Genomic DNA, 13,799 nt, shown 5'->3' on the forward strand with positions numbered 1-13,799 from the left:
CTGGCTTCCTGCGTCTCCGATACCAGGGAGGCTATCGCCCGCCACCGACAGAGCGGTCGACTCGTCGTTTCTCACAAACGCAGGTGTGATGGGATCCCCGGTATGACAGATTGGCCGCAACTCAGCCACGCCTACGGCTCCGCCGAAGACATACCCGCCCTGCTGGCACGCATCGCGGCCGACCCCGAGCCGGAGCTCTGGAACGACCTGTGGTCCGCACTCTGCCATCAGGGCAGCGTGTACTCGGCCAGCTTCGCGGCGCTGCCCTGGCTGGCCGACATGGCTGACGACGAAGACCGACGTCAAGCCGTGAACGCCCTCAATCTGGCAGGCGCCATCATGGCCGGCGCCGAGCAGCCGCATGGAGCCGGCGACGTCCGCGTACGGCATTCGGCGGAGATCGCGACCCTGCTGGCATCGGTGAACCGCCATCTCCGGACCGCGACCCACCGCGCCGAGTACATCGATCTCCTGGAGTCCATGCTCGGCTTCGAGGGCGTCGCGGGGTGGAGCGAGGACCTGGCCTGGGGGCTCGGTAACGAGGAGTTCGAAATCTCCTGTCCCGGTTGTGAAACCTACCTGTTCATCGTTCTGGGTGAAGGCGGGCTCTTCTGCACCAGCGAGGACTACACGCTGCCACCGGACGACAACAACGAGACGCGACCGCTTCGGCCCACGAGCCCCGCAGGTCTGGAAGGCCTCGGTCGACGTCTCCACGACATCGCGCTCACCGACGGTCGACACGACGTCGCACACATGCTGACCTTCGTCTTCGGGAGCGCGACCTGCCCGGACTGCGAAACCGACTTCTCCGTGGCCGAGCAGGTCACGACCCGGCCATGACGTCAGCCACGGCCGGGCCCGCGCCTCGACGAGCCGCGAGGACACGTCACGATGAAGACAAGTGACGACGAAAGCGGAACGGACGGAACAGTGAAGGCGGATGACCGGCAAGGTGCCACATGGGCGCTGCCCGATGTGTCTCTCGTCGTCAGGGGTCCCGAGCTCGACCCGGACGAAGTGACCAGGAGGCTCACCATCCAGCCGACAGGCACCAGGGACCCGGGCCCCAGCCGGTGGGGACCACCAGGCGATGTCGACGGGGAGTGGCGACTGCAGTGCGACGAGCGCTCCACGCGGGTGTTCTCGGAACAGCTCGACACCATCCTGACGGCAGTAGAACCGCACTCCGGCGCCGTGGGCGAACTCCTGGCACGCGGAATCTCCGTGACGCTCACCATCAGGGGATATGTGAACAACGACTCGCAGATCCCTCTCACCCCCGAGCAGATGCGCCGAGTGGCCCGCCTCGGTGTTCCGCTGATCCTCGCCCCCAGCACGAGCGAACGGTGAGCGCCATGTGGACCTCGATCACCACCTCCCTGGCCCTCACCGGCAGCGGTCTGGACCCCTCGGTCGTCGACCGCTCCCTCGGCCTCACCCGGCTCGCCGAGCAGCAGACCGGCGCGTCGGTCCATCAGGGGCCGGGCTGGGGGGCCTACACCCTCGACGAGCGCTTCTCCCCCGATCCGGACGAGCAGGTCGAGGCGCTGACCTCCCAGGTCAGGCCGCTCCTCGACGCGATCAAGGCGCTGTCCGCCGGCGGATGCCTCGCCCAGGTGTCGATCGCGGGCACGGTGCCGGCGGACGAGCGGCTGACGCTCTCGCCCCGGTCCGCCGACCGCCTCGCCGCCCTCGGGCTGCCGGTCTCCTTCACAACGCTCCTGGAGGGCAACACCGCTTCGGAGGACCCGCTGGACTGGCTCGACTGAGGCTCCACCGCCCGGGGGGACTCGGTCGAGCGGACCAAGGGGTTCAGCCGCGTGGGCCGGGGCACCCGCACATGTGCCCCGGTCCGGTCCTCGGTCCGCCTTGGGGTGTTCGCCGGGTCAGACCGCCAGGAACCTCCTCGCCGTCTCCTCCAGGACCTCCACGCCGTCCCGCGCCCACAGCGCGTCGTTGAAGAGCTCCACCTCGACCGGGCCGGTGTAGCCGGCCTCGTCCACCCGGTCCCACCAGGCCCTCAGGTCGATGGAGCCGTCGCCCAGCTGGCCCCGGCCGTTGAGGACGCCCTCGGGGAGGGGGGTCGTCCAGTCGGCGAGCTGGAAGGTGTGGATGCGGCCCGCCGCGCCCGCGCGGGCCACCGCCGCCGGGGCGCGGTCGTCCCACCAGATGTGGTACGTGTCGACGGTCACCCCGACCTGCTCCGCCGGGAAGCGCTCGGCGATCTCCAGCGCCTGGTCCAGGGTGGAGACCGCGCAGCGGTCCGACGCGAACATCGGGTGCAGGGGTTCGATGGCGAGGCGGACGCCCCGCTCCCCCGCGTACGGGGCGAGTTCGGCGATCGCGTCGCCGATCCGGGCCCGGGCGGCGGCCAGGTCGCGGCTGCCCGGGGGGAGGCCGCCCGAGACCAGGACGAGGGTGTCCGTGCCGAGGGCCGCCGCCTCGTCGATCGCGGCGCGGTTGTCGTCCAGCGAGTCGGCGGTGGTGAAGAAACCGCCCCGGCACAGGGTGGTGACGGCGAGTCCGGCGTCCCGTACGAGCTTGGCCGTGGCCTCCAGACCGTACGCGTGCACGGGCTCGCGCCACAGCCCGACGCCCGGGATGCCGAGCCGTACGCACTGGTCGACCAGCTCGGGCAGGGACAGCTGCTTCACGGTCATCTGGTTGATGCTGAAGCGGGCGAGAGGGTTCACCGCGGGACTCCGTGGACCGTGAGCAGGGACCTCATGCGGGACTCCGCGCGTTCCGGGTCGGGGAACAGGCCGAGGCCGTCCGCCAGTTCGTAGGCACGGGCGAGGTGAGGGAGGGAACGGGCCGACTGCAGGCCGCCGACCATGGTGAAGTGGTCCTGGTGGCCCGCGAGCCAGGCGAGCAGGACCACACCCGTCTTGTAGAAGCGGGTCGGGGTCTGGAAGAGGTGCCGGGAGAGTTCGACCGTCGGGTCGAGGATCTCGCGGAATCCCTTGACGTCCCCGGTGTCCAGGACCCGTACGGCCCGAGCCGCCATCGGGCCCAGCGGGTCGAAGATGCCGAGCAGGGCGTGGCTGAACCCCTCCTCGTCCCCGGCGATCAGCTCCGGGTAGTTGAAGTCGTCGCCCGTGTAGCAGCGGACGCCCTCCGGGAGGCGGCGGCGCAGGTCGATCTCGCGCTGGGCGTCGAGAAGGGAGACCTTGATGCCGTCGACCTTGTCCGGGTGGGCCGCGATGACCTCCAGGAAGGTATCGGTCGCGGTGTCGAGGTCGGCCGAGCCCCAGTAGCCGTCGAGCGCCGGGTCGAACATCGGGCCGAGCCAGTGCAGGATCACCGGCTCGGACGCCTGGCGCAGGAGGTGCGCGTACGTCTCCAGGTAGTCGTCCGGGGACGCGGCGGCGGCCGCGAGGGCGCGCGAGGCCATCAGGATGGCCTGCGACCCGGTCTCCTCGACGAGGGCGAGCTGCTCCTCGTACGCCGCGCGGACCGTCGCGAGGCCGGCCGCCGGGCCGGTGAGCTGGTCGGTGCCGACGCCGCAGGCGATGCGCCCGCCGACGGCCCTGGCCTCGGCCGCCGAGCGGCGGATCAGCTGGGCGGCGCCGGACCAGTCCAGGCCCATCCCGCGCTGGGCGGTGTCCATCGCCTCCGCCACGCCCAGACCGTGCGACCACAGGTGGCGGCGGAAGGCGAGGGTGGCGTCCCAGTCGACGGCGGCGGCCGAGTCGGGGCTGGTGTCGGCGTACGGATCGGCGACGACGTGCGCCGCGGAGAAGACGGTGCGGGAGGTCAGGGCGCCGGCTCCGGCGAGCCCGGCTCCGGCGGCCGAGTCCGGGGCCGCGGGTGCGGGCGCGGGCGCGGGGCGCGGGGTGTACTCCCGTACGCCTCCGTCCGCCTGGGGCAGGCGGATCACAGCGTGATCTCCGGGACGTCCAGGCGGCGGCCCTCGGCCGCCGAGCGCAGGCCCAGCTCCGCGAGCTGCACGCCACGGGCACCCGCCAGCAGGTCCCAGTGGTACGGCTCCCCCAGCGCCACGTGCCGCAGGAACAGCTCCCACTGCGCCTTGAAGCCGTTGTCGAACTCGGCGTTGTCCGGGACCTCCTGCCACTGGTCGCGGAAGGACTCGGTGACGGGGATGTCGGGGTTCCACACCGGCTTAGGGGTGGCCGAGCGGTGCTGGACGCGGCAGTTGCGCAGGCCGGCGACGGCCGAGCCGTGCGTGCCGTCGACCTGGAACTCGACCAGCTCGTCGCGGTTGACGCGGACCGTCCAGGAGGAGTTGATCTGGGCGACCGCGCCGCCCTCCAGCTGGAAGATGCCGTAGGCCGCGTCGTCGGCGGTCGCCTCGTACGGCTTGCCGCGCTCGTCCCAGCGCCGCGGGACGTGGGTGGCGACGTGCGCGGTGACGCTCGTGACCCGGCCGAACAGCTCGTGCAGGACGTACTCCCAGTGCGGGAACATGTCGACGACGATGCCGCCGCCGTCCTGCGCGCGGTAGTTCCAGCTCGGGCGCTGGGCCTCCTGCCAGTCGCCCTCGAAGACCCAGTAGCCGAACTCGCCGCGCACGGACAGGATCTCGCCGAAGAACCCGCCGTCGATGAGCCGCTTCAGCTTCAGCAGGCCGGGGAGGAAGATCTTGTCCTGGACGACCCCGTGCCGGACGCCCGCGTCCCGGGCGAGGCGGGCGAGTTCCAGCGCGCCTTCGACGTCCGTCGCCGTGGGCTTCTCGGTGTAGACGTGCTTGCCCGCGGCGATCGCCTTCTTGATCGCCTCGACCCGCGCCGAGGTGACCTGGGCGTCGAAGTAGAGGTCGACGGAGTCGTCGGCGAGCACGCCGTCGAGGTCGGTGGACCACTCGGTGAGGCCGTGGCGCTCGGCGAGGGCGCGCAGGGCGTGCTCGCGGCGGCCGACGAGCACGGGCTCGGGCCAGAGGGTCTCGCCGTTGCCGAGGTCGATGCCGCCCTGCTCGCGCAGGGCGAGGATCGAGCGGACGAGGTGCTGGCGATAGCCCATCCGGCCGGTGACGCCGTTCATGGCGATCCGGACTGTCCTGCGTGTCACGAAGATTCCCCTCCACACCAGAATGGATCAGCGCGATAGAAAGCGCTTTCTACTGGAGATGACGCTAGCCTGCCGACATCACGCCGGACAAGGGGTCGGCCCACGTCACCTCGGAGGTACGCGATGACCGTCACGCTCGCGGATGTTGCCGCGCGGGCCCAGGTGTCCCCCGCGACCGTCTCCCGCGTCCTGAACGGCAACTACCCGGTCGCCGCGTCGACCCGGGAGCGGGTGCTGCGGGCGGTGGACGAGCTGGACTACGTCCTGAACGGGCCGGCGAGCTCCCTCGCCGCCGCCACCTCCGACCTCGTCGGCATCCTCGTCAACGACATCGCCGACCCCTTCTTCGGGATCATGGCGGGCGCGGCGCAGAGCGCGATCGGGGAGGGCGCGTCGGGGCGGGGCGGCGGCGAGAAGCTGGCCGTCGTCTGCAACACGGGCGGCTCCCCGGAGCGCGAACTGACCTATCTCACGCTGCTGCAGCGGCAGCGGGCCGCGGCCGTCATCCTGACCGGCGGCTCGCTGGAGGTGCCCGAGCACATGGCGGCGGTGGCGGCGAAGCTGGCCAAGCTGGCGGACGCGGGGACCCGGGTCGTGCTGTGCGGGCGGCCCCCGGTGGCGGGGGACGCGAGCGTGGCGGCGCTGACCTTCGACAACCGCGCGGGGGCGCGGCGGCTGGCCGAGCACCTGCTCGCGCTCGGCCACCGGCGGATCGGTTACGTCGCGGGGCCGGCGGACCGGACGACGACCCGGGACCGGCTGGAGGGGCACCGGGAGGCGATGGCCGCGGCGGAGGTGGCGGAGGGGCCCACGGTCCACGGTTCGTACGACCGGCGTTCCGGGTATGACGCGACCCTGGAGCTGCTGCGCCGGGATCCGACGCTCACGGCGGTCGTCGCGGCGAACGACACGGTGGCGCTGGGCGCGTGCGCGGCGCTGCGGGACCGGGGGTCGAGCATCCCGGGCGACGTGTCGGTGGCGGGCTTCGACGACCTGCCCTTCTCGCTCGACGCGGTGCCCGCGCTGACGACCGTACGGCTGCCGCTGCACGAGGCGGGCGCCCGGGCGGGGCGCCTGGCCATGGGGACGGAGTCGACCCCTCCGGGCGGCATCGCGAGAATCGCGGCGGAGCTGATGGTCCGCGACTCGACGGCCCCGCCGCGCACCTGACGGGCCGCCGGTGGTCGCTCGAGGTCCGGTGAGGCCGCCGCGTTCGTGGGCCGCGACTCCCTTCTGCCGGTGCGCCCCCTCCCGGGCCCGTCCGGGCCGCGGCCGAGGCCGCCGGTCGCCCGGCCGACGACCTCGGTGCGGCTACGCCGAGTACGTCGCGAACGTCGCCGGGAGCGTGTCCAGGACCGCGTCGACCGTCTGGTCCGCCGAGAGGGCGGCGGTGTCGATCCACGTGCCCTCGGCCGACAGTTCGGTCCGCATCGCCTCGTCCAGGAAGGCCCAGTCCGTCGTCAGGCGCTTGTCCCGGGCGTTGTTGCGCTGCCGGGCGACCTCGGGGCCCGGAGCGAGGAAGACGACGTGCAGCGGGCCCGCTCCCACGGTGGCGCGGTAGAAGTCGAGGTGGGTGCGGCGCACGACGACGTCGTCGATGACCGGGACGAAGCCGGCCGTCCTGAAGCTGTCCGCCAGCAGGCAGGCGTTGCGGGCGCGGAGGAAGATCTGACGGTCCGCCTCGGGGTCGTGTTCGGGGGTGGGCCATTGGCCGCCCTTCACGATGAGCGTCTGGAGCTCGTCGACCTCGATGTGGGCGGATCGCGCGAAGCGCGCCGCCAGGGCGGCGGCGACCGTCGACTTGCCGCTGCCGGGGATGCCGCTCAGGAGGACGGTTCCGGGCGCGGGTTCGCGGTCGACCGGCACGAGATCGAGGGACATGCGGAGGGCCTTCGGGTCGATGCGGGTGGAGGGGCGGCGCGGACGTGGTCCGGCGTCGGGCGGAACCCGCCTAGACGGGGGTGACGCAGGAGCCCGGCTTCGGGGAGTCGATCACGTACTCCGCGTGCAGCAGGTAGTCGCTGGGGCCGCAGGACGCCTTGTCCACCACCCGGTACTCCGCCAGCGGGGACCCGCAGCCCACCTTCTCCAGCTGCTGTTCGGGCCACTCGGCTTCGTTGCGTACGCAATCGCCCACCGACAGCGCGACGGGTTCTCCGCCGCCCGAGAGCAGGCCCACGACCACCAGCGTCGGGATCGCCAGGGCGACCAGCGCGATCGGAGTGAGGATCAGCATCGCGGGGCCGCGGCGCAGGACGCGCCTGCCCGGGTCGAGGGGCTGCCGGACGGCGCCGTACGGCTCGGGCAGCCTGAGCAGGGCGGCTCGGGCGCCGAGGACGTTCGCCAGGACCACGAACGGCGTGACGAAGAGGGAGAAGAGGCCCCACCAACCGGTGATCAGGGTGTCGGAGGTCATCTGCCGGTAGCGGGCGAGCCCGCACGTACGGCAGAAGACGCCGCGCCGCGTGACCGTGCGCATGATGACGACCATGCCCTGGTGGGCGCGGACGGTCACGGCGGCGGCGGGCTGCGCCCCGCAGACCTCGCAGCCGGTCGTCGGCGGCCCGGTCGGCCCCGACTGGCCGGGGAATCCGTACGGTTGCGGCGGCGGCCCCTGCACAGGGCCGTATCCGCCCGGTTGGGGCTGCGGCTGTCCGTATGCGCCCGGCTGCCACTGCCCCTGCGGCTGCCCGTACCCGCCCGGCTGCGGCTGCCCGTACCCGCCCGGCTGCGGCTGTCCCTGCGGCGCATGAGGCGACGGATGCGCCGGCGGAGGCGGACCCTGCTGGGGGAACTGCTGCGCGGGCTGCTGCGGTTGCTGTTGCGCATGCGGATACGGAGACGTCATGGCGCCGGTTCCCCCTTGCTCGTCGGAACCAGCACCCTAGCGGTCGTCTCGCCATGCTCACGTCCGGGCCGCCGCCCGTACGAGGTCAGCGCCACTCCCCCGACCAGCAGCGCCGCCGCGCACCAGCGCAGCGCGCTGACGCTCTCGCCCAGGATCAGGGCCGCCGAGGACATGCCGAAGACCGGCACGAGGAGCGAGAAGGGGGCCACGGACGAGGCGGGGTAGCGGCGCAGGAGCAGGCCCCAGGCGCCGAAGCCGAAGATCGTGGTCACCCAGGCGACGTAGACGATGGCGCCGACGCCGGTCCAGTCCAGCGCCGCGAGCGCGTCGAGGTCCCGCCGGGGCCCTTCGAGTACGAGGGAGAGGGCGAGGAGCGGCAGGACGGGGACGGTACTCACCCACACCATGAAGTTGAGGGCGTCGGGCGGGGACGCCTTGCGGGTCAGGACGTTGGAGACGCCCCAGCAGGCCGCCGCCGCGACACAGAGCGCGAAACCGGCGAGCGGACCCGAGGCACCCTCGTCGACCGCCGCGACCCCGATGCCCGCCAGCGCGACCGCCATGCCGACGAGCTTGAGCGGGCCCGGCCGTTCGCCGAGCGCGACGAAGGCGAACAGGGCCGTGAAGACCGCCTGGACCTGGAGGACCAGGGAGGAGAGCCCGGCGGGGGCGCCGAGGTCCATCCCGGTGAAGAGCAGGCCGAACTTGGCGACGCCCAGCACGAGACCGACGGCCACGATCCACTTCCAGGCCACCGTGGGGCGGCCGACGAGGAAGACCGCGGGCAGGGCGGCGGCGACGAAGCGGAGGGCGGAGAAGAGCAGGGGCGGGAAATGGTCGAGGCCGATCTCGATGACGACGAAGTTGACTCCCCAGACCGCGGCGACGAGAGCGGCGAGGGCGATGTGTGCGGGGCGCATGGAACCGAGCATCACCGCCCGCGACCGTGTAGCACCAGCACGGATTCCTGCATGATGAGATGAAGCGTTGCTTCATCTTCCCGAGAAGGGGTTTCCCGTGCTGGATCTCGGACGCCTGCGCGCCCTCCACGCCGTCGCCGTCCACGGGACGGTCGCGGCCGCCGCCGCCGCGCTCGGCTACACCCCCTCCGCCGTCTCCCAGCAGATCGCCAAGCTGGAGCGGGAGACCCGCACCACGCTGCTCGAACGCCAGGGCCGCGGGGTCCGCCTCACCGACGAGGCGCACCGGCTCGCCTCGACCGCGGAGCGGCTGCTGTCGATCGTCGAGGAGGCGGAGGTACGTCTGGAGGAGCGGCGCGGGCTGCCGACCGGGCGGCTCGCGATCGGCTGCTTCGCGAGCGCGGCTCGCGGCCTCATGCCCCGGGTGCTCGCCGATCTGGCCCGTCGGCACCCGTCCCTGGACGCCCGGCTGACCGAGGTCGACCCGCACCTCTCCATCGAGCTGGTGGCGCGGGGCGTGCTCGACCTCGCCGTGGCGCACGACTGGGACATCGCTCCGATGCCGACCCCTCCGGGGGTGGAGCAGGCCGTGATCGGCGACGACCTGTGCGACATCCTCGTACCCCGCGACCATCCGCTGGCGTCGCGGGCGTCGGTGCGGCGGGAGGAGCTGTCGGAGGAGCGGTGGATCTCGCAGCCGCCGGGGACGGTGTGCCACGACTGGCTGACGCGGACGCTGCGGGCGACCGGGTACGAGCCGCGCATCGTCCACCAGGCGGAGGAGAACCACACCCAGGTCGCCCTCGTCGCGGCCGGTCTCGGGATCGCGCTCGTGCCGCGCCTGGGCCGTGGGGCGTTGCCGCCGGAGGTGACCCCGGTGCGGCTCGACCCGGTGCCGACCCGGTGGCTGCGGGCGCTGTGGCGGGCGGGCGTGGCCCGCCGCCCGGCGATCACGGAGACCGTCCGCACCCTCCAGGAGCTGTGGCCCACGGTGTCGGCACCCGGCGCCGCCGAAGCCGGCTGACCGACCGCCCGGCTGAGCGACCGCCCGGCTGAGCGACCGCCCGGCTGAAGACTCCCGGCGCCAGGCGGAACCGCCACGTCACGCCCCCGCCCGGCGCCGCCGAAGCCGGCTGACCGACCGCCCGGCTGAGCGACCGCCCGGCTGAAGACTCCCGGCGCCAGGCGGAACCGCCACGCCACGCCCCCGCCCGGCGCCGCCGAAGCCGGCTGACCGACCGCCCGGCTGAGCGACCGCCCGGCTGAAGACTCCCGGCGCCAGGCGGAACCGCCACGCCACGCCCCCGCCCGGCGCCGCCGAAGCCGGCTGACCGGCATGCCACCCGCGCCCGGACCGGCGCCACCGCCCGCCTCGCCGTCGGCTGACGTGCGCTCAGCAGGGCCCGGCCACCACGCGGATCCTGCGTAGATGCTTGACCTGGCAGTTACTTTCGGGCTATCCGTGACTCCTTGGAAGTTTCCTTCAACTTGCACGGCCGGAAGGAGCATCAGTGCACCACCGCGCCACCTCCAGACGCACCCTCCTCACCGTCACCGCCGCCGCCGCGGCCGCCGCCGTCACCGGAGTGACCGGACCGCCCGCCCACGCCGGGACGGACGACCGCGACCGGGACCGGGACCACGACCGCGGTCTTCGACGGCTCATCTCCCGCATGTCGCTGGAGGAGAAGGTCGGCCAGCTCTTCGTCATGCGGGTGTACGGCCACTCCGCCACCGCCCCCGACCAGGCCGACATCGACGCCAACCTCCAGGAGATCGGCGTCCGCACCGCCGCCGAGCTGGTGGAGAAGTACCACGTCGGCGGCGTCATCTACTTCACGTGGGCCCACAACACCCGGGACCCGCACCAGATCGCCGAGCTCTCCAACGGCATCCAGAAGGCCGGTCTCGCCCAGCCGACGCCCCTTCCGCTGCTCATCTCCACCGACCAGGAGCACGGCATCGTCTGCCGGGTCGGCCGGCCCGCCACCCTGGTCCCGGGGGCGATGGCACTCGGCGCCGGAGGCTCCCGCTCCGATGCCCGCGAGGCCGCCCGGATCGCGGGCGCCGAGCTGGCCGCCGTCGGCATCCGGCAGAACTACGCGCCGGTGGCGGACGTCAACGTCAACCCGGCCAACCCGGTCATCGGCGTGCGCTCCTTCGGATCGGACCCGCAGGCCGTCGCCGGGCTCGTCGCCGCCCAGGTCAAGGGCTACCAGGGGGCCGGGGTGGCGGCCACCTCGAAGCACTTCCCCGGCCACGGCGACACCGCCGTGGACAGCCACTACGGCCTGCCGACCATCACGCACACCCGGGAGCAGTGGGCCGAGCTGGACGCCCCGCCGTTCCGCTCGGCGATCGCCGCCGGGATCGACTCGATCATGACCGCGCACATCGTGGTGCCCGCGCTCGACCCGAGCGAGGACCCGGCGACCCTCTCCCGCCCCATCCTGACCGGCATCCTGCGCGAGCAGCTCGGTTACGACGGGGTGGTGGTGACGGACTCGCTCGGCATGGAGGGTGTCCGGACGAAGTACGGCGACGCGCGCGTGCCCGTCCTCGCGCTGAAGGCCGGAGTCGACCAGCTGCTCAACCCGCCGAAGCTGGACATCGCGTGGAACGCCGTCCTCCAGGCCGTCAAGGACGGCGAGCTGACCGAGGCCCGGCTCGATGAATCGATCCTGCGGATTCTGCGCCTCAAGGCGAAGCTGGGCCTGTTCCGGCAGCCGTACGTCGACCGCGCCGGCGTGGACCGCACGGTCGGCACCCCCGCCCATCTTGCGCGCGCGGACCGGATCGCCGAGGAGACCACCACCCTGCTCCTCAACGAGGGCGCCTTCCTGCCGATCAGCCGGCGCGGCCACGGAAACGTCCTGGTCGTCGGCGCCGACCCGGCCTCGCCGTCCGGGACGACGGGGCCCCCGACCTCGACCCTGGCCCGGGCCTTCACCGAGCTGGGCTTCACGGCGACGGCGCTGTCCACCGGGATCACCCCGACCGCGGCGAAGATCGAGGAGGCGGTGGCCGCGGCCGCGGGCAAGGACGTTGTCGTCGTCGGCACGTACAACGTGACGGGGACCAGCCCGCAACGGACGCTCGTCGCCCGGCTGGTGGCGACCGGTGTGCCGGTCGTGACGGTCGCGATCCGCAATCCGTACGACATCGCCCAGCTGACGGGGCAGCGGGCGACCGTCGCCGCCTACTCCTGGACCGACGTCGAACTGCGGGCCGCGGTGCGGGTCATCGCGGGCGCGGCGCGCCCGAGGGGCCGGCTGCCCGTCCCCGTACAGCGGGCGGACGATCCGGCGCGGGAGCTGTACCCGGTCGGCCACGGCCTGACGTACCGCTGAGGCAGGACCGCGCCCGACAGCGCCCGACAGCACACGCAGGCGCAGGCGCAGGCCGGCGCCGCACGGCGCGGGAACGGCGCGGGAACGGCGACGGGCCGCGCCCGGGGTCCTGGAACCCCGGGCGCGGCCCGTCGTCCGCGTCACGGACGCAGACCGTGCTCCCGGTTCAGCTCCTCGTCGGCCGGCTTGTCGAGCCGCGCGTCGAAGCGGGCCAGCGGCCGCGCGGCCTGCGCCGAGGGGGCGTCGACCCCGGCCCAGGTGAGGATGCGGGCCGTGGCCTTGGCCCGCTCGTCCTCCACGAGCCCGTCGATGTTCGCCCCGTGGTTCGCGCCGGGGGCGGTGAGGACGTAGCTGTCCCGGGCGCCCTTGCCGAGGCGGAACCGCTCGGAGCCCCAGGGGTCGTTGCCGCCGTACACGAACATCATGTGCTGGGCGTTCTTGCGCACCCAGTCGTCGACGTCCCGCATGACCCACGGCTTGAAGGTCGTCGGGATCTCACGCGGCACGAAGTTCCGGGCGGGCTGGTACCCGTAGCGCGAGAGGCCCTTGAGGTGCGGCTGCCGGATGGAGGGCGAGCCGAGTTCCGTCGCCGCCTGGTAGTAGTACGGGGTGTACGGCTCCAGGCCCTGGTCGGTGTAGAAGGACCAGCCGGAGTAGGCGTCGATCGTCTCGTAGATCTCGTCGTCGCTCGCCGTGCGCGCGTCCGGGACGGACCCGCAGACGTCCTCGCCGTAGTACTGCCAGAAGCCCCAGACGAAGTCGAGGACGACGGCCTCGTACGCCCGGTCCAGCGAGCCGACGGTGGTGAAGGTGGCACCCTCGGACTCGGCCCAGGCCCGGTACTTCGCCTGGAGCGGGGCGCGGCGGACGAGTGCCTCGCGCTGGACGGCGTTGAGGCGGTCGCGGCACTCCTTCGTGCCGACGGTCTCGAAGAACCGGTCGTACGCCGAGTCCTCCTTGTCGACCACGTCGTTGGGGGCCACGTAGGCGACGACGCCGTCCATGTCGCGCGGGTAGAAGCGCTCGTAGTAGGTGGCCGTCATGCCGCCCTTCGAGGCGCCGGTGGAGAGCCACTTCCGGTCGTAGATCCGCTTCAGGGCGGTGAAGATGCGGTGCTGGTCGCTCGCGGCCTGCCAGATGTCCAGCTTGGACCAGTCGGCGGGCTGCGGGCGGGACGGCGTGAAGTACCGGTACTCCATGGAGACCTGGTTGCCGTCGATGATGCGGGTGGGCTCGCGCCGGCTCGGGGTGGTGCTCAGGCCGTAGCCGCTGGTGTGGAAGACGGTGGGGCGGCTCGTGTCCTTGTGGAGGAGGGAGAGCCGCTGCTTGAACGTGCCCGCCCAGGGCCGTCGGTGGTCGACCGGCTGGGTGTACTCCAGGACGAAGTAGCGGTAGCCGGCGTACGGCTTCTCCTCGATCAGGCTCATCCCGGGGATGGCCAGGACGCGGTACTTGATGTCCGCGCCGTACGATTCGTCGGCGCTGTGCAGACGGCCCGCGCCGTCCGCGGTGGCGGACGTACGGCCGGCGGTCGTCCCGCCGGTGGTGCCGATGGCCGGCTCCGCGGCGGTAGCCGCGCCGGTCGCACCGACGGTGCCTATGAGCACCGTGAGCGACAGCAGCCATCCGAGCGACTTACGCATTCACCCT

Annotated in this window: 13 protein-coding genes; 6 read left to right on the plus strand and 7 right to left on the minus strand. The window is 72.8% G+C overall.

Annotated elements, in window-relative coordinates:
• Window positions 1-102: 102 nt before the first annotated feature.
• The 3 genes from ACZ68P_RS22505 to ACZ68P_RS22515 are packed head-to-tail and all read left to right on the plus strand — an operon-like array spanning window position 103 to window position 1,772.
• The gene (locus tag ACZ68P_RS22505; RefSeq protein WP_471008865.1) at window positions 103-843 is read left to right on the plus strand and encodes a hypothetical protein; all 741 of its coding nucleotides are present in this window, start codon (window positions 103-105) and stop codon (window positions 841-843) included.
• 51 nt (window positions 844-894) lie between these two features.
• Window positions 895-1,353: a DUF4279 domain-containing protein gene (locus ACZ68P_RS22510; protein WP_471008868.1), complete on the plus strand. Its 459-nt coding sequence runs from the start codon at window positions 895-897 to the stop codon at window positions 1,351-1,353.
• Window positions 1,350-1,772: a hypothetical protein gene (locus ACZ68P_RS22515; RefSeq protein WP_471008870.1), complete on the plus strand. Its 423-nt coding sequence runs from the start codon at window positions 1,350-1,352 to the stop codon at window positions 1,770-1,772. The genes ACZ68P_RS22510 and ACZ68P_RS22515 overlap by 4 nt, the downstream gene beginning before the upstream one ends.
• 117 nt (window positions 1,773-1,889) lie before the next feature.
• Here ACZ68P_RS22515 and ACZ68P_RS22520 read toward each other — a convergent pair whose 3' ends face one another.
• From ACZ68P_RS22520 to ACZ68P_RS22530, 3 genes are read right to left on the minus strand one after another with little or no spacing between them, the layout of a single operon-like run.
• Window positions 1,890-2,663, minus strand: a complete 774-nt coding sequence (locus tag ACZ68P_RS22520; RefSeq protein WP_471009224.1) for a sugar phosphate isomerase/epimerase family protein — start codon at window positions 2,661-2,663, stop codon at window positions 1,890-1,892.
• A gap of 29 nt (window positions 2,664-2,692) precedes the next feature.
• The gene (locus ACZ68P_RS22525) at window positions 2,693-3,883 is read right to left on the minus strand and encodes a dihydrodipicolinate synthase family protein (RefSeq protein ID WP_471008872.1); all 1,191 of its coding nucleotides are present in this window, start codon (window positions 3,881-3,883) and stop codon (window positions 2,693-2,695) included.
• On the minus strand, window positions 3,880-5,031 hold the full coding sequence (locus ACZ68P_RS22530; RefSeq protein ID WP_471008874.1) for a Gfo/Idh/MocA family protein: 1,152 nt from the start codon (window positions 5,029-5,031) through the stop codon (window positions 3,880-3,882). Before ACZ68P_RS22530 ends, ACZ68P_RS22525 begins: the two co-directional genes overlap by 4 nt.
• 123 nt (window positions 5,032-5,154) lie before the next feature.
• Here ACZ68P_RS22530 and ACZ68P_RS22535 point away from each other — a divergent pair, with 123 nt between their 5' ends.
• Window positions 5,155-6,201, plus strand: coding sequence for a LacI family DNA-binding transcriptional regulator (locus ACZ68P_RS22535; protein WP_471008876.1), 1,047 nt, complete (start codon window positions 5,155-5,157; stop codon window positions 6,199-6,201).
• 141 nt (window positions 6,202-6,342) lie between these two features.
• Here the strand turns inward: ACZ68P_RS22535 and ACZ68P_RS22540 are convergent, their stop codons facing one another.
• The 3 genes from ACZ68P_RS22540 to ACZ68P_RS22550 form a co-directional block, all read right to left on the minus strand.
• On the minus strand, window positions 6,343-6,912 hold the full coding sequence (locus tag ACZ68P_RS22540; protein WP_471008879.1) for an AAA family ATPase: 570 nt from the start codon (window positions 6,910-6,912) through the stop codon (window positions 6,343-6,345).
• A 70-nt stretch (window positions 6,913-6,982) separates the two neighbouring features.
• Window positions 6,983-7,651, minus strand: coding sequence for an LppU/SCO3897 family protein (locus ACZ68P_RS22545; protein WP_471008881.1), 669 nt, complete (start codon window positions 7,649-7,651; stop codon window positions 6,983-6,985).
• 224 nt (window positions 7,652-7,875) lie between these two features.
• Window positions 7,876-8,799 carry an EamA family transporter gene (locus ACZ68P_RS22550; RefSeq protein WP_471008883.1) on the minus strand — a complete coding sequence of 308 codons (924 nt, stop codon included), beginning with the start codon at window positions 8,797-8,799 and terminating at the stop codon, window positions 7,876-7,878.
• Between the two features lie 97 nt (window positions 8,800-8,896).
• Here ACZ68P_RS22550 and ACZ68P_RS22555 point away from each other — a divergent pair, with 97 nt between their 5' ends.
• Both ACZ68P_RS22555 and ACZ68P_RS22560 read left to right on the plus strand, forming a co-directional pair.
• Entirely contained in the window at window positions 8,897-9,823 is a 927-nt protein-coding gene (locus ACZ68P_RS22555) for a LysR substrate-binding domain-containing protein (protein ID WP_471008885.1), read from the plus strand.
• A gap of 487 nt (window positions 9,824-10,310) precedes the next feature.
• Entirely contained in the window at window positions 10,311-12,149 is a 1,839-nt protein-coding gene (locus ACZ68P_RS22560) for a glycoside hydrolase family 3 protein (RefSeq protein WP_471008887.1), read from the plus strand.
• A 140-nt stretch (window positions 12,150-12,289) separates the two neighbouring features.
• Here ACZ68P_RS22560 and ACZ68P_RS22565 read toward each other — a convergent pair whose 3' ends face one another.
• Window positions 12,290-13,792 (minus strand): aminopeptidase, encoded by a 1,503-nt coding sequence (locus tag ACZ68P_RS22565; RefSeq protein WP_471008890.1) that lies wholly within the window; start codon window positions 13,790-13,792, stop codon window positions 12,290-12,292.
• Window positions 13,793-13,799: the final 7 nt, after the last annotated feature.

The sequence above is a fragment of the Streptomyces sp. NPDC036822 genome, from assembly GCF_055609145.1.

Coding starts and splice junctions, on each gene's coding strand:
- ACZ68P_RS22550 (WP_471008883.1), bottom strand. CDS start 8,799: ATGCGCCCCGCACACATCGCCCTCGCCGCTCTCGTCGCCGCGGTCTGG.
- ACZ68P_RS22565 (WP_471008890.1), bottom strand. CDS start 13,792: ATGCGTAAGTCGCTCGGATGGCTGCTGTCGCTCACGGTGCTCATAGGC.
- ACZ68P_RS22510 (WP_471008868.1), top strand. CDS start 895: ATGAAGACAAGTGACGACGAAAGCGGAACGGACGGAACAGTGAAGGCG.
- ACZ68P_RS22535 (WP_471008876.1), top strand. CDS start 5,155: ATGACCGTCACGCTCGCGGATGTTGCCGCGCGGGCCCAGGTGTCCCCC.
- ACZ68P_RS22505 (WP_471008865.1), top strand. CDS start 103: ATGACAGATTGGCCGCAACTCAGCCACGCCTACGGCTCCGCCGAAGAC.
- ACZ68P_RS22520 (WP_471009224.1), bottom strand. CDS start 2,663: ATGACCGTGAAGCAGCTGTCCCTGCCCGAGCTGGTCGACCAGTGCGTA.
- ACZ68P_RS22540 (WP_471008879.1), bottom strand. CDS start 6,912: ATGTCCCTCGATCTCGTGCCGGTCGACCGCGAACCCGCGCCCGGAACC.